Origin of the sequence: Olsenella uli, from assembly GCF_901212655.1 — a bacterium.
Taxonomy (GTDB): Bacteria; Actinomycetota; Coriobacteriia; order Coriobacteriales; family Atopobiaceae; genus Parolsenella; species Parolsenella uli_A.
Genome location: NZ_CAAKON010000044.1, coordinates 87,796 through 103,894, shown reverse-complemented (window position 1 = coordinate 103,894; position 16,099 = coordinate 87,796). Strand labels below are relative to the sequence as shown.

Genomic DNA, 16,099 nt, shown 5'->3' with positions numbered 1-16,099 from the left:
CGCATCGCGTGAGCCCGGCATCCTGCAAACCGAAACCTTATTTTTACACGGAACTTACCGTCTCATTACCTTGGGATTACAAAAAGGGATGAATCAGGACACGACCGCCCGGGAAAGGCGATGGTGGCAAGCGCCGAATGCCGGGGCGCCCGTGCGGGACCGGGATGCCCGTGCGGGACCGGAGCGCTCCGGGGCGCCCGCGCGGGACCGGGTGTCCCGGCGATGGGCAGCCATCAGCGCCGAATGCCCGAGGTGTTCGCGTGGGGCGGGCGCGCCAGAGCATTCGCGCAGGGCAGGCGCCGCACTTGCCACAAGCGGGACCAGGGCACCCGGGCCGGGCGGGCGCTACACTTGCCACAACAGCGGCAAGGAGGAGCCATGACAGAGCAGCGGGCAGTCACCGACATCGTGTTCGACATGGGAAACGTGCTTATGACCTTCGACGGTCACGCCTTCGCGGAGGCCTACGCCGACACGCCCGAGGACGCGGAGCTCATCTACGGGGCGCTCTTTGGGCGCACGGAGTGGGCGCTTCTCGACTCCGGCACCATCGACCACGAGACCATTGCCCGCGTGGCGGAGGCCCACGTCCCCGAGCGCCTGCTGCCTAACCTCCGTGCCTGCATCGCCGGGTGGCCCGAGCTCTCCGAGCCCATCGCCGCCACCAACGCGCTGGCGTGCCGTCTCAAGAAGCAGGGCTATGGCATCTACGTGCTCTCCAATGCCTCGACGCGCATCGGCGAGCAGCTGGGGCACATGCCGGCCATGAGCGTGGTGGACGGTTGGGTGGCGTCGGCGTTCGAGCGCATCATGAAGCCCGACCCCGCCATCTTCCGCGCGCTGTGCGAGCGCTACGACCTCGTGCCGTCGCAGTGCCTGTTCGTGGACGACAGCCTCGACAACTGCGTGGGCGCCGAGGTGGCCGGGATGAGGTCGTTCCACTTCACGGGCAACGTCGACGAGCTCGAGGCCGCCATCGCCGAGGCGCACTAGACGGCGCGACAGCTTGCTAGACGGCGCGGTCGGCACGCTCGCCCGTACGAATGCGAACGCACTCCTCCACCGGATATACGAAGATTTTGCCGTCGCCCACCTCGCCCGTTCGCGCCACGCCGCAGATCACATTGATGATGTTCTCGACCTGGGAGTCGCGCACCACGAGCTCCACCTTCACCTTTGGGATCATGTTGAGCATCACCTGGGTGCCGCGGTAGTACTCCTTCCAGCCGTGCTGGCTGCCGCAGCCGAGCACCTCGTAGACGGTCATGCCGGCAAGGCCCTCGGCGTTGAGGGCGTCCTTGAGCTCCTCGAGCTTCTCGGGCCTGATGACTGCGGTTACCTTCTTCATATGGGTTCCTCTCGGAGATGACGGGCTGGCGCGCATGGGCATCGGCCTCCAGCGCAAACCGGATGCGAAGCTCAGCGCCTCGACAGGCTTTCAAGATACTTGCAAAAGGGCCTGTCCCCAATGGCAAGTGGCGGGGGCTAGGCGTCGAGGCCGGTGTAGGCGGGGTAGGCGCTCTCGCCGTGGACGGAGACGTCGAGGCCAAGCGCCTCGTCGCGGTCGCTCACGCGCAGGCTGCCGCCAAAGGCGAGGCGCACCACGGCCACGATGACGAGGTCGAGCGCAACCACAATGACAAGCGTCACGAGGATGCCGAGGACCTGGCTACCCAGCAGCGAGAAGTCGCCGGTGTAGATGAGGCCGCCCTCGCCCGTCCACGAGAGCTCGGGCACGCAGAAGATGCCCGTGAGCACGCCGCCGAGCAGGCCTCCCACGCCGTGGCAGCCAAAGGCGTCCAGGGCGTCATCGTAGCCAAGCTTAGCTTTGAGGTGCGAGATGGCCACGTAGCAGACGGGCGACACGATGAGGCCGCACACAACGGCGGCCCAGGGCTCGAAGAAGCCGGCGCCCGGCGTCACCACGACGAGCCCCGCCACGAGGCCCGTGCAGGCGCCCACGAGCGAGGGCTTGCCGTTGGCGATGCGCTCCACCGCAAGCCAGGACACGAGACCGGCGGCACTCGCCACCACGGTGTTGAGGATCGCGAGGGCGGCCACGCCGTCGGCGGCAAACTCGGAGCCGCCGTTGAAGCCAAACCAGCCGAGCCAGAGCAGGCCTGCGCCCAGCGCAACGAACGGCACGTTGTGCGGACGGTAGCTCTTGAGGCCAAAGCCGCGGCGGCCGCCGAGGAACAGGCACAGGATGAGGCCCGTGACGCCGGAGCTGATGTGCACCACGTCGCCACCGGCGAAGTCGAGCGCACCGATAAGGTCGCCAATGAGCGAGCCCTCGCCACCCCACACCATATGGGCGAGCGGCGCATAGACCACGAGCACCCAGATGGCGAGGAAGGTCACGATGGCATCGAAGCGCATGCGGCCGGCCACGGAGCCGGTGATGATTGCCGCAGTAATCATGGCGAAGGCCATCTGAAAGCCCACGTTGATGATGGTGGGATAGGCGGTGCCGTCGGGCACGCTGACCGCCTCGCCCAGCATGCGCGAGACGAGCCCGGAGAGGCCAAGCTGGTCGAACCCACCAAACCACGAGAGACTGCCGTCGCCACCGTAGGCAAACGACCAGCCGGCCACGACCCAGACGATGCCCACGACGCCAATGGCCACGAAGCACATGAGCATCGTGTTGATCACGTTCTTGCGCCTGGACAGGCCGCCGTAGAAGAAGGCAAGGCCAGGTGTCATGAACAGTACGAGCATGGTACAGACGAGCATGAAGGCTGTGGAGCCGGAGTCGTACATGGAAACCTCCCTGGTCAAGTTGATGACCCGATGGTGCCATGCCGGCACGCACTGGTAGTAACCGCCAGGGAGTTGTTTACGTTCTTGATGCTGCTTCGCAACATGGGAAACCGCCAGGCAGCACGAGGGAAACGGCCGGGAAACGCGGGCGCAACGTCGGCTCTCGCCCTCCATACCCAGAATGGCCGCGCGCCGCCCCGCCAGGGCGGCCCGACGGCCGTCCGGCGGGGCATCGCCCCCGAGTCCAACCGAAACCTCACGAACTAAATCGAGTGAATATGTGCCCGAAGCCTCGCTCAGGTGGACAAAAGCACGGGCTAGAACTCGGAGAAGGTAGGGGCGCCTATACAGCAGAGGTCCTCGCCGTTCGCGAGCTCACGCAGGGCAGCCGCGAAAGGCTCCTCCTCGCCAGCGCGAAAGACCAGGTAGAGGGTGACGTCGGCCGCATAGTCCGTGCCGCACACATGGGCGCCAGAACGGTCGGCAAGGTCACGCACGCGGTCGTGCAGGGCATAGGGCAGCCGCACATCAACCGGTGTCACGAGGGTCATCTCGGCGACGAGGCCCTGCTCGCGCGCCTCCTCGACCGCGCGCTGCGTGGCGGTGGAGTAGGCACGCACGAGCCCACCGGGGCCAAGGAGGGTGCCGCCAAAGTAGCGCGTCACCACGCAGCACACGTCCGCGAGGCCCGCTCCGCGCAGCACGTCGAGCGTGGGCATGCCGCTCGTGCGCTGGGGCTCGCCATCGTCGCTCGCGCGCTCCCGGCCATCCGAGAGTATCCAGGCGGGCACGTTGTGACGCGCGTCGTAGTGACGTGCCCGTACCCGGGCGATGAACTCGGCCGCCTCCTCCTCGCTCTCCACGTGAACGAGCTGGGCGATGAACCGGCTCTTTCGGTCGACGAACTCCGCCGTCGCCTCCTTGCCCGCGCACAGGGTGAGGTAGGAGCTAGCCTGCGCGGCGGCAGAGACCACGCTCGCTGTGCCCTCCCCCGTCGCAGGGACCGTGGAGTTCACCCGCTGATGGCGGGGCACTACATCCCCCGCAGCATGTGCTCGACGAACTCGGCCGCGTCGGCCTCGTCGGGCCCAGCGATGCAGACCCGCAGCTCGGCGCCAGGGCCGGCCTCCAGGCCCATCAGGCCCATGACGTCGTCCGCCCGCGCAGTCCGCGCACCGTGGATGACCGTCATGTCGCTCTCCCACCGCGAGGCCTCGGCGGCCATACGCGTGACAAGGCGGACGTGAAAGCCCAGCGGGTCCTTGACGACGTGCCTGAGTTCGACCATGGATGCTCCTCGTCCTTCCCTGCCCCGATAGGGCGTCTCCGCCGGCGGGAAGCCTGCCCGGCTGCCGCCGGCCACGACGTCCCCGTGATGGCGCGAGCCCGCCCGACCGGCGCGCTCCCGCCACTGACTGACCCAAACAAACGAGCGGCCCGCCGCCAGGCGATGGCGACGGGCTCAAGACGTGCTAGATGCGTTCGGCGATGTCGAGCACGAGCTTCTCGGTGTTCTCCCAGCCGATGCAGGCGTCCGTGATGGACTTGCCGTACACGCCGCCGTCGACGGGCTGGTTGCCGTCCTCGAGGTACGACTCGACCATGAAGCCGCGCACCAGGCGGTCGATGGCCTCGTTCTGCATGCAGGAGTACGTGACCTCGTGGCAGATGCGCAGCTGCTCGAGGGGGCGCTTGCCGGAGTTGTCGTGGTTGCAGTCGATGACCGCCGCCGGGTTGGCGTACTTCTCCGCATCGTACTTGGCGGCGAGGCGCTCGAGATACTCATAGTGGTAGTTGGGGTAGTTGATGCCATCGAGTCCCTGGTAGCCGCGAAGCACGGCATGGGCGAGCGGGTTGCCCGTGGTCTCGACCTCCCAGTTGCGGAAGATGAAGGTCTGCTTGGCCTGGGCGGCGTAGATGGAGTTGAGCATAACGTCCGCGGAACCGCCGGTGGGGTTCTTCATGCCCACGGGGCAGGAAACGCCGGAGGCCACGAGGCGGTGCTCCTGGTTCTCCACGGAGCGCGCTCCCACCGCGATGTAGGAAAGCAGGTCAACGAGGTACTGGTAGTTGGACGGGTAGAGCATCTCGTCGGCCGTGAACAGGCCTGACTCCTCCACCACGCGCAGGTGCATGTGGCGAATGGCCTTCACGCCCTCCAGCAGGTCGGGCGCGCCCTCGGGATCGGGGTTGTGCAGCAGGCCCTTGTAGCCGGTACCGCGCGTGCGGGGCTTGTTGGTGTAGACGCGCGGAACGACCACGAGCTTGTCCTCGACGCGCTCGGCCAGCTTGGCGAGACGCGTGACGTACTCCAGCACGGAGTCCTCGCGGTCTGCGGAGCAGGGGCCAATGATGAGGAGGCGACGGGAGGGGTCCGCGCCAGTGAGGACGTCGGCCACGCGCTGGTCGAACGCGGGCTTCTTGGCGGCCATCTCGGCGGAGAGGGGCATCTCCTCGCGAATCTCCTTGGGGATGGGCAGCCGGCGCTTGAAGTTCATGGACATGCGGCGTTCCTTTAGCTCGTTCGGGCCCCGATGCGACGATGGGCCCGCAGTTCATTCAGTCGATTGTTCGACATTATGGCACGTACCGTGGCGTTTTGCGGCATTACGTTTGGCACTTGGGGCGAGCGGGGCCACATGGCGCAACCGGGCATGGATGGGAGGCATCTCAACGCACTCCGTCTTGCGCGCCGGCCGCTCGGCTCCGCCCGTGGGCTCCGCCCTCGCGCCTCACACACGGTTTGCGGCACTCCCCGCCCGCGCCCCCCGCTTCTCCCATACGGTTTGCGGCACGCCTCGCCCGCTCCCCCCTCGCTTCTCCGCCCAACATGCCCGTCCCGCGCGTTCCGCAAGAGACCTGGCACGGGCGTGCTACAATCTCCCCCGCGAGGTGGGCCAGACGACCGCGGGGCTCGCGCGGCAACGCAGCGAGCCATGAGGAAAGTCCGGGCTCCACAGGGCAGGATGCCGGCCAACGGCCGGGCGGGGTAACCCGACGGAAAGCGCCGCAGAAAAGAAGACTCCAACTGGCGTCTGGGCCTTTGGGCCCACGCAAAGGGAAAAGCTGAAACGGTGGTGTAAGAGACCACCAGCGCCGTGGCAACACGACGGCTTGGCAAGCCCCATCCGGAGCAAACGCAAATAGGAGCGCCATGGTGTGGCCCGCACCGCGCTCGGGTTGCGCGCTAGAGGCGGGCGGTGACGTCCGCAGTAGATAAATGGTCGTCCGCGACAGAACCCGGCTTATAGGCCCACCTCGCACCTTTCCCCACGAGAGTCTCCAACGCCCCCATGCAAGGTAAGCGCTCGGCGGCGACAGCGCGGGCCAGGCCTCTCATGCATCCCTTCGCTTGGCCAACTCGCACCCATCTCGTCGGCAACCCGACACCCCACGTCAGCTAAGCGCGCGGCGGCAGCGCGGGCCGACCCGCCCATGCATCCCTTCGCTTGGCCAGCTCGCGCCAGCTAGGCTCTCGCAGCGGCTCGGCCCGTCCGAAAGCACAGCCAAACGGCCTCACAACCTCCCAACAAACCCAGTGGCGGCATCGCGCCCCAAAGTGCCCAATCGCGCCCCAAAATGTCCAATAATCCGGCCGATTGCCCGGCAGTGACGGCCTGATCGCCCCCTGAGGCAAATACTCACCCCAATCTGTCCAGTAATCCTGCTGATTGCCCAGCCGCGGCAACAATCAGGAGCCCTCTCTTCATTGAGCGCAACAGCCTCCGCATTGGCCCACGTCGTCTACCTGCGATTTCTTTGCGTCTTCAGAAAGAGCTCTTCCAACATGAGGCCCATTTCGGCAGCCGAGCTCCCCCAAACCATGCAACCGGCGGACTTTGTGGACAAACAGGCATCGGACCGTGCCCCACCCACGCAATCGCCGCGATTCGTGGACAGGCGGCGGGACCGGCGAGCCATACCCCGGCCATGCAGCGCAACCGCCGCCAGGGGCAACCCCGCGCGACCGCCCCGTGCGGCGCCCCACGCAACCCCGCACGACCACCTCACGCAGCCCCACGCGGCCCCGCGTAGCCGCCCCACGCAGCCCCGCGCAGCCCCGCGCAACCGCCGCCAGGGGCAACCCCACGCGACCGCCCCGTGCAGAGCCATACCCCCGGCCATGCAGCGCAACCGCCGCCAGGGGCAATCCCGCGCGACCGCCCTGTGCGGCGCCCCGCGCAACCCCGCGCGGTCCCGCGCAGCCCCGCGCGACCGCCCCGCGCAACACCCCACTGACATCCTCGCGCCAGGAGCGGCGAGCTGAACGGCTTGGCCCGGCATCCAGCCGAGTCCCTAGAGCCTCACGATCTTCGTGCCGTGCGCCTCGAAAACGCCGATGGAGCCGGCCACATGGTCGGCGTTCTCCCAGGTAATGCCAGCCCCTGGCAGAATCGTGATGCGGCCGTCGGCAATCTCCACGAGTTCGCGCAGGCGCGGCAGGTTGTCCCCGATGGCGGTGCCGGCAACGCCGCCGTGGGTGAGGATGCGGTCCACTCCCCAATCCGCCAGCTGCCGAATGACTGCGGGCTGCTCCTCAGGCTCGATGGCGTCGAACGCCATGTGGAAGGTGATCGAGACGTGCTCCCCTCGACGCTCCCCCGCCTTGCGCGCAGCGGCAACCAACACCTCCGTGGCATCCACGTCGAGGCGACCGTCGCGCGCGCAGCCAAAGACCACGCCGGTGGTATCGAGCTCGCAGGCGCAGTCGATGTCGTCACGCATGATGTCGAGCTCCTCGGCCGTATAGGCAAAGTCTCCCCCACGCGGGCGAATCATCGTCATCACGGCCACGCCGCGCGGCCGCGCGTACTGCACGGCGGCGCGAATGACCCCGCGCGACGGAGTCGTGCCGCCCACGGCGAGGTTGTCGCACAGCTCGATGCGACAGGCGCCCGCCTTGATGGCAGCTGGAACCAGCGTCATGTTCTCCGCGCAAAACTCCTTGAGAAGGGCCATGGGAACTCCTTAGACTCCGCCATGAAGCGGTATCGTAACCACTCGAACAAAGGGAACTCTACCGAGGCGCACTGACAGGGGCAAGGGCGTCTCGGTGACGGGAGGAGTCGGGACCATGGGCGCACGCGCAGGATTTGGCGCAGACGGCAAGGCCAAGGGCGAGATGCGTCGTAGAACCTGGGTCGTTGCCGCGAGGGGCGAGACGCAAGACGAATCGCGCCATGCCATCCTGGAGGTTGGCACGGGCGGGGACACGAGCCGCAAGGTCCACCGGGAGGGCACGGATGCGCGTGGATGCGTGGAAGTGAGCACCGCGGCCACAGGCGAAGCGGGCCGCGGGGACCTGACGAGCACCGCGGCCACAGGCGAAGCGGGCCGCGGGGACGTCGAGAACGCCCCGCTCGTCTTCATCAACAAGGTCGCGCGGCACAAGCCCGAGAACATCCGCCACAAAGAGGGCTATTGCCCCTTCTGCGACCGAGAGAGCCTCACGAACATCCTGCGCACCAGCGGTGACTGCATCTGGCTCGTGAACAAGTACCGCACACTCGAGGACACAATGCAGACGGTGCTCGTGGAATCCGCCAACCACACGGGCGACCCCTCGAACTACTCGACCGAGGAGAACCGCCACGTATTTCGCTTTGCCCTCTCGTGCTGGGCGGACATGCTGCGCTCTGGCACGTACCGAAGCGCGCTCATGTACAAGAACTATGGTCCCAACTCGGGCGGAACGCTGCTCCACCCGCATTTCCAGATCGTTGGGCTTAACCACAAGGACGGCTACGAGCGGGTCCCGCGCAACGCCTTCGACGGCGTGAGCGTGGTGCGCGAGGGCGGTCGCTCCGTGACGCTCTCGACGCACCCGATAATGGGATTCGTGGAGGTCAACGTGTCCGTTCCAGTGGCCGGGGGCGATGAGACGGCGCAGCGCGGGAACACCCGCGAGGACGGGGTCACTGATTGCGGTGGGGCAACTGGTAGCATTCCCGAGACCGCGGCCGTCGAGGGCACGGTGCCGGAACATGCCGAGAAAGCAGGAATGACGCAGGTCGGATCAGCTCGGACCGCTCGACCGATAGACGTTGAGACCTGCTCGACTCACGCCGCTCGGCCGATGGTCGGAGAGACCCGCTCGACTCACGCCACTCGGCCTTCAGTCGAAGATGCCTATTCGAGTTGCACGGCCCACCCTGCAGACGATGGCGCCGGGTCATGGCCCTTCGTGGACGCGACCCTCGCCCAAAATGAGGATGCCGACTGGCTGGCAGACTCCACGCAGAAGATCATCCGCTACCTGCTGACCAACTACCACGGCCACGGGTGCACCTCGTACAACTTGTTCTTCTATCTGGAGGATGGTCGGGCCGAGGGTGGCTCCGTGTGTTCGCTGCCGCAGAAGGGCGCCAGATTCGAGGATTCGGGGAACGAGCGCGCGAGGGCCCACACGGAAGAGCCGCGCGGACGCATCATCTGCAAGATCGTGCCCAGATGGGTAACCTCCCCCTACTTTGTGGGCTATCGCATCTCCCAGGTTGACTGCGATGAAACCCTCGAGGCCGTTGCCAATGAGCTGCGTCCAATACTCGAAGGGTGACGCTCCCCGCTTAGTACATCATCGCAGCGTGAGCGGCGAACAAGGTTAAGGTCGGCATCAAGTATCCCCCAATTGACGCGACGCCGCATTCTCCAGCTCGATTGCGATACCAGCATTACTTCCCGTCGCCCTCAGGTGCGAAGCCCGGAACAGCCTCTGCATGATCTCGGGAGCGAAGCCCGGCACAGTCTCTCCCTGTTCTCAGGTGCGAAGCTCGGCGCAGTCTCTACATGATCTCGGGTGCGAAGCTCGGCGCAGTCTCTCCCTGTTCACAGAAGAGAACCTGTGGAGCGATCCACTCGCCTCAAGCACGGCTCATTGGAACGGCTTGGCCTGTCCACAAACTCGGTCCATTGCACGGCAGCGGCAAACGGTGGGGCGGTTTTGTCCAGAGAACGCGTCGATTGCGTGCCTTCGGCCCACACGACGCACCTTCGAAAGGTCTTAGGCACCGCCCATTGAGTTACGGTGATTTGCATCGAACCTTCTACCAGCGGTTTTATAAGGCGCACCCACGGCACTCACACAATCGGTCACACGCCGTTCGGCACGTATCCGCCGCAGCTACGCAACCGACCGGATTCGTGGACAGAATGGGGTGCCGTGCTGCCCCACGCCACATCTATCCCGCAATCGCACAGATTCGTGGACAGAAAGGCGCCGGATACGTGGACAGAATGGGGTGCCGTGCTGCCCCACGCCGGCCCCATCCTGCAACCGACCGGATTCGTGGACGAAATGGGGCGCCGCACCGCCCCACGCCGGCCCCATCCCGCAATCGCCCGGATTCGCGGGCAGAAAGGCGCCGGATTCACGGACAGAAAGGCGCGGGATAACAAGACAACGCAGGGCAGAGAGAACCACACCAGGGCTCTGAAGAAAAAGGCGTCGCCGAGAATCGCTCGGATACGTGGACAGAAAGACGCGGGATACCAAGGAACGCAGGGCAGGGAGCCGCAGCAGGGCTCTGAAGACAGAAAAAGGCGTCGCCGAGCCAAGCTCAACGACGCCTTCACATCATGAAACACATCAAGAATAACGAGTTGCCGAAAACCTAGTCGCCAACTGCGTCCGGCCCTCTCGCACCCGTGCCGAAAACCTAGTCACCAATTGCAATCCGACCCTCTCGCGACTACGCCGACAACCATCTCCAGAATGGCGGGCAGCGCAACGGTACTCGGCCAACGACGAAGCCGTGCTCGTTAGTCCAGGTCGTCGACGTCAACGCCGGAGATCGGAGCCTGCTGCTGCGGGGCCAGCACCGTTGCATCGGCGTCGGCGTGGGGGGCGACGGGAGCCGGGGCCGGCGTCACAGGGGCCGGGGCAGCCACGTGGGCAGACGGCATGGCCGGCATCGCGCGCGAGGCGGAGACGGCAGCGGAGCCCGTGGGCGTACTGGTGAGCATCTGCTGGGAGAAAGCGTTGTCGGCGTCGTCCATGAAGTGCTGGAGCAGCGCCTTGTACTGGTCGCGGAACTCCTCGCGAGACTGCTTCAGGCGATCCATCTCGTCGAGCTCGTTCTGCTTCTCGGCGAGAGCCTGACGGATGACCTCGCGGGCCTTCTGATCGGCCTCGTTGCGGATCTTCTCCGCGGTGTCGCGGGCGTCGGCAACCATCTTGTCGGCGCTCTGCTGGGCAACGATGAGGACCTTCGAGATCTGGCTCTCGGAGGGCGTGGCCACGACGGGCGCCTCGGCGATCGGGGCGGGCGCGGGCAGCGTCTGCTGGGCGGAGCTGGAGACCTGCTGGAGCTGCTGCTGGAGCTGGGACACCTGGGCCTGGGAAGCAGCGAGCTGCTGCTCGGAGGAGGTCAGGCGACCCTTGAGGTCTGCGATCTTCTGGAGCATCGCGTCAACCTCGCCGGAAAGGCGCTCGAGGAAGGCGTCGACCTCGTCGGTGTCATAGCCGTGCTTGGAGGGAGAGAAGGTGAGCTGGTCGATCTCTGCGGGTGTGATTGCCATTCTGATTCCCTTTCGATTCCTGTGGCCGGGCACCCCCGGGTCACGCAATACGCTAAGTCGGTAGTATACCCACCCTCGCGAAAAGAGGATGAGTCTTTCACGGGAAGCGGGCCCTGATGCCTTGAATGCCACTTACGCAGCGTCCCGGGCCGGTACAAACCGGCACAAAGAGGAACGCAACGACAAGTCAAAGCGCCCACTGGGGCCTACGTGGTGAGGTGCCGGGCAATGCAAAGCTCACCTTGTCAGCCAAATGAGTCAAATTGGACGGCAAGCCGGCTCGGTTGGCAAGCCGGCTCGGTTGGCAAGCCGGCTCGCCGGGAGGCACGCCAAATCATCAGGCCAGAGAAAGGAGCAACCTGGGCAGGGCACTTTGGATGACCTGAAGGACCAGGACGCCGAGGATGGGCGAGAAGTCGATGCCCATAACCGGCGGGATGAAGCGTCGGAGCAGCCCCATGTACGGCGCCACGATGTTGTTGACGACAACGGCGACGTCGGCAATGAAGCTCCCCTCCCTCAGCGGGAACCACGAGAGCAGACACCAGGCGATAACCAACCACTCGTAGAAGTCGATGAGCCCATTGAGGACCTGGGCCACCTGATAGAGCACCATCCGCTAACCCCTCGCCAGCTCTGCCGTGCGCTCGAGCGCGGCATCGACGGCGGCATAGGCCCCTTCGACCATGAGCGGCTCGAGCTCGTAGAGGGCCGCGGCCGTGGTGCCGCCGGGCGAGGTGACGCGCTCCATATAGGTGCGCGGGTGCTCGCCGGACTCCTTGAGCATCTCGGCCACGCCGAGCATGGTGGCGTTCACCATCTCGCGAGAGGCCTTGGCGGGAAGGCCGGCGCGGATGCCGGCGCGCGTGAGGGCGTCCACCATGAGGGCGAAGTAGGCCGGGCCGCAACCCACCACGGCACCCTCGGCGTCCAGCTGGTCCTCGCGCATGACCTCGGCCGAGCCGAGCGCGGCGAAGAGGGTACGCACGAGCTCGACGTCGTCAGTGGTGGCGGCGGTGCCGCCGGCGACGGCAGAGGCGCCGGAGCGCACAGATACCGGCAGGTTGGGCATCACGCGAACCACGCGAGCACCCGGCAGGCGGCTCTCGAGCGTCTCGAGGGTGACGCCAGCCGCGATGGAGACGACGAGCTTGCCGGCAAGGCGTGCGGAGACCTCGTCGAGCAGGGCGCCAAGCACCTGCGGCTTCACGGCGAGCACCACCACTGAGGGGTCCTCGGCAAGAAGCGCGTCCGCATCGGGGCGGGTTGTAACACCAGCCTCGGCGAGGGCCGCGAGCTTGGCGGCACCGTGGTCACAAACGATGACGTTGGCACCCTCGAGCGTGTCGGAGGCCACGAGCCCGCGGGCAATCGCTCCGCCCATGGAGCCGCCGCCGATGACGCCAACCCTCACGTCGAGCGCCTGGGGCGCGGTTTCAGTTGCCATTCAAACATCCTTTCTAACGAGCGCGGCGGCCGTGCGAGGCCGCCGCGAGCAAACGATCTTGAGAGATGGGACGCCCTATCGAAACACGCCCTCCTGGCGAAGCTTCGCCATGTCGGAATCTGTGAGGGTGATGCCCCGCGGCAGCACGACGAACGCGCGGTCGCCAAGCTCCTCGACCGAGCCGTCCACGCCACAGGCGAGGCCAAAGCAGAAGTCCAGCACGCGCTTGGCCGTCTCGATCTTGAGGTTCTTGAAGCAGAGCACCACCGGCTGGTTGGTGCGGACGCGGCGGATGACCATCTGCACATCGTCGTAGCTCGTGGGCCTCAGGACATAGGGCGGAAGCTTGCCGGAGGTCACGCGCGGCACGGCCGTGAGCCCCACGTCGCCGGGCGTGTTGCCCGTGGAGCCAAAGACGCCGGGCTGGGACATCGCCGGCACGTAGGATGCGCTGGGATCGGCGTGGGTGACGGGCTCGGTGTCCACCACGCGGTCTGCACTGGCGCGCCAGGAGTCGTCTGCCGTGCGGTAAGCGCCGTCGTCGCGATAACCGGAGTCGTCTCGATAGCGGTCCGCATTGGGCGAGAGATCCTCGCTCGACAGATGTCTGCCAGAGCGCGTGTAGACCGAGACGCTGTCCGCCTCGGGACGCGACGGATTGCCCAGCAGGCCGGAGCGCTGCTCGGTGTGGGCGGGCGCCGGCTGGGAGCTGCCATAGCCGTCGTCGTAGCCATCCGAGCCGTACTCGTCGTAGCCGTCGTCGTAGTAGCCGTCGTCGTAGTAGTCGTCCCGGCCACCCTGCGGGTGGATGCGGTCCTGGACGGCGTCCTTGATGCTGTCGAAAAATCCCATGTGGTTCCCCATGTCTGCTCGAGCGCCCGTACGCCGCGTTCGTGTCCCGGGCGGTCCGGCGCCCTAGAGGGCGTAATCGGAAGAGAACGCTATCCTTCCAAGCCTAACGAGGGTAGCGCCCTCCTCCACCGCAATTGTGAAATCATCACTCATTCCGCAGGAAAGCGTGGGCAGGCCGAGCCCCGTGCGCCGCCGAAGGTCATTCGCGAGCTCGCGCAGGCCGCTGAACGTACGGCGTGCGGCGTCCGCGTCGTGGGCGGGCGCCATGGTCATGATGCCCTCGAGCGTAATGCCGGGAAGCGCCGCCAGCCCCTCGGCGGCCGCGCGCGCCTCGTCCGGCGAAAAGCCGCTCTTGGACGCCTCGCCCGAGACGTTGCACTCCAAGAGCACCGGCACGCGCAGGCCCCCGCGCTCGGCGCGCTTCGAGACGGCCTCGGCGAGGTGCGACGAGGAAATCGAATGGATGAGGTGCGCCCGTCCAAGCACCTGGTTGATCTTGTTGGTCTGGAGGTTGCCGATCATGTCGAAGCGCGGAGCCTCGATGCCAGCCGCGGAAAGGGCGTCGAGCTTGCGCACGAGCTCCTGGGGACGGTTCTCGCCAAAGGCCTCATAGCCGGCGCGCATGGCGGCAACCACGGCCTCGGGCCCCACCGTCTTGGAGACGGCCTCCACAAGCACCTCAGACGTCGTGCGACCGGAGCGCGCGCATGCCTCCTCGAGCCTCGAGAGAATCGCCTCCCTGCGCTCGCGGACGAGGTCCTCGTACCCGGCATCCGGCTCAAGCCCGGCCCCCATGGCCGCAGCGGTGCCAGACTCCCCCTCGCTCGTGTCCATGCTCAGCATCCTTTCCGAACGCGCGCCTACTTGTCACCCTCGATGGTAACCTCGGGAATCTGGCGCGCAAGCTTCTCGTCGACGCGCTTGCCGTGCCTGAGGCCCACGCCACGCGTGACGTAGAGGCGCGCGAGCTCCTCATCGCCCAGCTCCGCAAGGTCGTCCAGGCTCACGTGCTCACCGGTGAGCAGCACCACGAGGCGCTCGCCCACCTCCACCGCGTTGTCCGAGATGCGCTCGAGCATGCGGGAGGCCATGATGACACGACTTGCGGCGTCCATGTCGTCCTCCGGGCCAAATGTGGCGAGCGTGCGAAAGAACTGCTTGTAGAGATCGTCGACCGGCTCGTCGAGCGTGGGCAGCGAGGTGGCAAGGCGCAGGTCCTCCTCCACGATGGCCATCACGCAGCTGGAGAGCACGCGGTAGACGAGGTGCCCCTCGCTCGCCAGCAGGTCCAGCAGCTGCCCGGGAACCTGGCGGCCCGCGCAGCGAAGCGCGGTCTTGGCGATGTTGCGCACGTGGTTGGACATGCGCTCCAGGTTGAAGTTGGCGTAGATGGCGAACTGGATGAGGCGCAGGTCGCTTGCCACCGGCTGCTGGGTCACGATCATGGAGAACGCCTTGTCCTCGAGCGCGGCGCAGCGGCGGTCGAGCTCGCGGGTGAGCTCGCGCACCTCCTGGGCCTTCTCGCGGTTGCCTGCGGCGAGGGCGTCCACGGCGTCATGAAGCGCCAGGTCGATGTTGGCGTAGATGGAGACGAGCTCCTGGCGCATCTCGGTGAGCTCGCGATTGAAGGTGTCGCGCATGGTGCCTCCCTGGGTGGAATGCGTGGGAATGTGGGATGCCTGACGTGGCGGGCCGAGGCGTGCGCCCCCTCCCGCTAGCCGAAGCGGCCGGTGATGTAGTCCTCGGTGCGGCTGTCCTTGGGCGAGCTGAAGATCTCGCGCGTGTTGCCGTACTCCACGAGACCCGCCGGCTCGCCGGCATGCTCCTGCAGGAAGAAGGCCATGTAGTCTGACACGCGGGCCGCCTGCTGCATGCTGTGGGTGACGATGATGATGGTCATCTCGTCCTTGAGCTCGGCCATGAGGTCCTCGACGCGCTGGACGCTCGTGGGGTCGATGGCCGAGCAGGGCTCGTCCATGAGCAGGACATCGGGCTGCACGGCGAGGGTGCGCGCGATGCAGAGGCGCTGCTGCTGGCCGCCGGAGAGCGCAAGGCCGTTCTTGTCCAGCTGGTCGGCAACCTCCTTCCAGAGGTTGGAGCGCTTGAGCGACTCCTCGACGATGCCATCGAGGTCGCTCTTGGAGGTGACACCCAGCAGGCGCGGACCAAAGGCCACGTTCTCGTAGATGCTCTTGGGAAACGGGTTGGGCTGCTGGAAGATCATGCCCACGCGGCGGCGCAGGTCCACGGGGTCGACGCCGGCGGCGTAGATGTCGGAGCCGTCGAGCTGCATGGTGCCCTCGCAGCGTGTGCCCTCGATGAGGTCGTTCATGCGGTTCATGCAGCGCAGGAACGTGGACTTGCCGCAGCCGGACGGGCCGATGAAGGCCGTGATGGCGTTGGGGGCCACGTCCATGGTGACCCCGGTGAGGGCGTGGAAGCTCCCGTACCAGAAGTCGAAGCCCTCGACGTGGATGCCCTCTCCGTGGTTCTCGGGCGCGTGGCGATAGACGGTCATGG

The 16,099-nt window shown here is 66.5% G+C and carries 15 protein-coding genes and 1 other RNA gene; 3 read left to right on the top strand and 13 right to left on the bottom strand.

The features are described 5' to 3' along the window. The first annotated feature begins 378 nt into the window (after positions 1–378). On the top strand, positions 379–993 hold the full coding sequence (locus EFAMC2_RS08755; protein WP_187325255.1) for an HAD-IA family hydrolase: 615 nt from the start codon (positions 379–381) through the stop codon (positions 991–993). A 16-nt stretch (positions 994–1,009) separates the two neighbouring features. On the opposite strand, the gene EFAMC2_RS08750 is transcribed toward EFAMC2_RS08755, so the two are convergent. From EFAMC2_RS08750 to EFAMC2_RS08730, 5 genes are all read right to left on the bottom strand, one after another. Next, positions 1,010–1,348 carry a P-II family nitrogen regulator gene (locus tag EFAMC2_RS08750; RefSeq protein WP_154028655.1) on the bottom strand — a complete coding sequence of 113 codons (339 nt, stop codon included), beginning with the start codon at positions 1,346–1,348 and terminating at the stop codon, positions 1,010–1,012. A 137-nt stretch (positions 1,349–1,485) separates the two neighbouring features. Continuing rightward, complete coding sequence (locus EFAMC2_RS08745) at positions 1,486–2,763, bottom strand: ammonium transporter (RefSeq protein ID WP_154028653.1); 1,278 nt, start codon at positions 2,761–2,763, stop codon at positions 1,486–1,488. Positions 2,764–3,080: 317 nt separating this feature from the next. Next, entirely contained in the window at positions 3,081–3,737 is a 657-nt protein-coding gene (locus tag EFAMC2_RS08740) for an IMPACT family protein (RefSeq protein WP_154028741.1), read from the bottom strand. 59 nt (positions 3,738–3,796) lie between these two features. Then, entirely contained in the window at positions 3,797–4,051 is a 255-nt protein-coding gene (locus EFAMC2_RS08735) for an HPr family phosphocarrier protein (RefSeq protein ID WP_154028651.1), read from the bottom strand. A gap of 184 nt (positions 4,052–4,235) precedes the next feature. After that, positions 4,236–5,267: a 3-deoxy-7-phosphoheptulonate synthase gene (locus EFAMC2_RS08730; protein ID WP_154028649.1), complete on the bottom strand. Its 1,032-nt coding sequence runs from the start codon at positions 5,265–5,267 to the stop codon at positions 4,236–4,238. A 385-nt stretch (positions 5,268–5,652) separates the two neighbouring features. Here EFAMC2_RS08730 and rnpB point away from each other — a divergent pair. Further along, an RNA gene (gene rnpB / locus EFAMC2_RS08725) (RNase P RNA component class A) lies at positions 5,653–6,027 on the top strand. Positions 6,028–7,059: 1,032 nt separating this feature from the next. Here the strand turns inward: rnpB and EFAMC2_RS08720 are convergent. Then, the gene (locus tag EFAMC2_RS08720; RefSeq protein WP_154028647.1) at positions 7,060–7,722 is read right to left on the bottom strand and encodes a copper homeostasis protein CutC; all 663 of its coding nucleotides are present in this window, start codon (positions 7,720–7,722) and stop codon (positions 7,060–7,062) included. A 115-nt stretch (positions 7,723–7,837) separates the two neighbouring features. Between EFAMC2_RS08720 and EFAMC2_RS08715 the strand changes: the two genes are divergently transcribed. Next, on the top strand, positions 7,838–9,319 hold the full coding sequence (locus EFAMC2_RS08715) for a DUF4931 domain-containing protein (protein WP_222838577.1): 1,482 nt from the start codon (positions 7,838–7,840) through the stop codon (positions 9,317–9,319). A 1,202-nt stretch (positions 9,320–10,521) separates the two neighbouring features. Here EFAMC2_RS08715 and EFAMC2_RS08710 read toward each other — a convergent pair. From EFAMC2_RS08710 to pstB, 7 genes are all read right to left on the bottom strand, one after another. Continuing rightward, complete coding sequence (locus tag EFAMC2_RS08710) at positions 10,522–11,280, bottom strand: DivIVA domain-containing protein (protein ID WP_154028645.1); 759 nt, start codon at positions 11,278–11,280, stop codon at positions 10,522–10,524. A 337-nt stretch (positions 11,281–11,617) separates the two neighbouring features. Further along, positions 11,618–11,896 (bottom strand): YggT family protein, encoded by a 279-nt coding sequence (locus tag EFAMC2_RS08705; protein WP_154028643.1) that lies wholly within the window; start codon positions 11,894–11,896, stop codon positions 11,618–11,620. Positions 11,897–11,899: 3 nt separating this feature from the next. After that, on the bottom strand, positions 11,900–12,727 hold the full coding sequence (gene proC / locus EFAMC2_RS08700) for a pyrroline-5-carboxylate reductase (RefSeq protein ID WP_154028641.1): 828 nt from the start codon (positions 12,725–12,727) through the stop codon (positions 11,900–11,902). Between the two features lie 75 nt (positions 12,728–12,802). Beyond that, entirely contained in the window at positions 12,803–13,579 is a 777-nt protein-coding gene (locus EFAMC2_RS08695) for a cell division protein SepF (protein ID WP_154028639.1), read from the bottom strand. 63 nt (positions 13,580–13,642) lie between these two features. Then, positions 13,643–14,413, bottom strand: a complete 771-nt coding sequence (locus tag EFAMC2_RS08690) for a YggS family pyridoxal phosphate-dependent enzyme (protein ID WP_410054805.1) — start codon at positions 14,411–14,413, stop codon at positions 13,643–13,645. Between the two features lie 26 nt (positions 14,414–14,439). Beyond that, entirely contained in the window at positions 14,440–15,219 is a 780-nt protein-coding gene (locus EFAMC2_RS08685; RefSeq protein WP_154028637.1) for a phosphate signaling complex PhoU family protein, read from the bottom strand. 74 nt (positions 15,220–15,293) lie between these two features. Next, positions 15,294–16,097, bottom strand: a complete 804-nt coding sequence (pstB, locus tag EFAMC2_RS08680; protein WP_154028635.1) for a phosphate ABC transporter ATP-binding protein PstB — start codon at positions 16,095–16,097, stop codon at positions 15,294–15,296. Positions 16,098–16,099 lie beyond the last annotated feature (2 nt).

Coding starts and splice junctions, on each gene's coding strand:
- EFAMC2_RS08755 (WP_187325255.1), top strand. CDS start 379: ATGACAGAGCAGCGGGCAGTCACCGACATCGTGTTCGACATGGGAAAC.
- EFAMC2_RS08750 (WP_154028655.1), bottom strand. CDS start 1,348: ATGAAGAAGGTAACCGCAGTCATCAGGCCCGAGAAGCTCGAGGAGCTC.
- EFAMC2_RS08745 (WP_154028653.1), bottom strand. CDS start 2,763: ATGTACGACTCCGGCTCCACAGCCTTCATGCTCGTCTGTACCATGCTC.
- EFAMC2_RS08735 (WP_154028651.1), bottom strand. CDS start 4,051: ATGGTCGAACTCAGGCACGTCGTCAAGGACCCGCTGGGCTTTCACGTC.
- EFAMC2_RS08730 (WP_154028649.1), bottom strand. CDS start 5,267: ATGTCCATGAACTTCAAGCGCCGGCTGCCCATCCCCAAGGAGATTCGC.
- EFAMC2_RS08720 (WP_154028647.1), bottom strand. CDS start 7,722: ATGGCCCTTCTCAAGGAGTTTTGCGCGGAGAACATGACGCTGGTTCCA.
- EFAMC2_RS08715 (WP_222838577.1), top strand. CDS start 7,838: ATGGGCGCACGCGCAGGATTTGGCGCAGACGGCAAGGCCAAGGGCGAG.
- EFAMC2_RS08710 (WP_154028645.1), bottom strand. CDS start 11,280: ATGGCAATCACACCCGCAGAGATCGACCAGCTCACCTTCTCTCCCTCC.
- EFAMC2_RS08705 (WP_154028643.1), bottom strand. CDS start 11,896: ATGGTGCTCTATCAGGTGGCCCAGGTCCTCAATGGGCTCATCGACTTC.
- proC (WP_154028641.1), bottom strand. CDS start 12,727: ATGGCAACTGAAACCGCGCCCCAGGCGCTCGACGTGAGGGTTGGCGTC.
- EFAMC2_RS08695 (WP_154028639.1), bottom strand. CDS start 13,579: ATGGGATTTTTCGACAGCATCAAGGACGCCGTCCAGGACCGCATCCAC.
- EFAMC2_RS08690 (WP_410054805.1), bottom strand. CDS start 14,413: ATGGACACGAGCGAGGGGGAGTCTGGCACCGCTGCGGCCATGGGGGCC.
- EFAMC2_RS08685 (WP_154028637.1), bottom strand. CDS start 15,219: ATGCGCGACACCTTCAATCGCGAGCTCACCGAGATGCGCCAGGAGCTC.
- pstB (WP_154028635.1), bottom strand. CDS start 16,097: ATGACCGTCTATCGCCACGCGCCCGAGAACCACGGAGAGGGCATCCAC.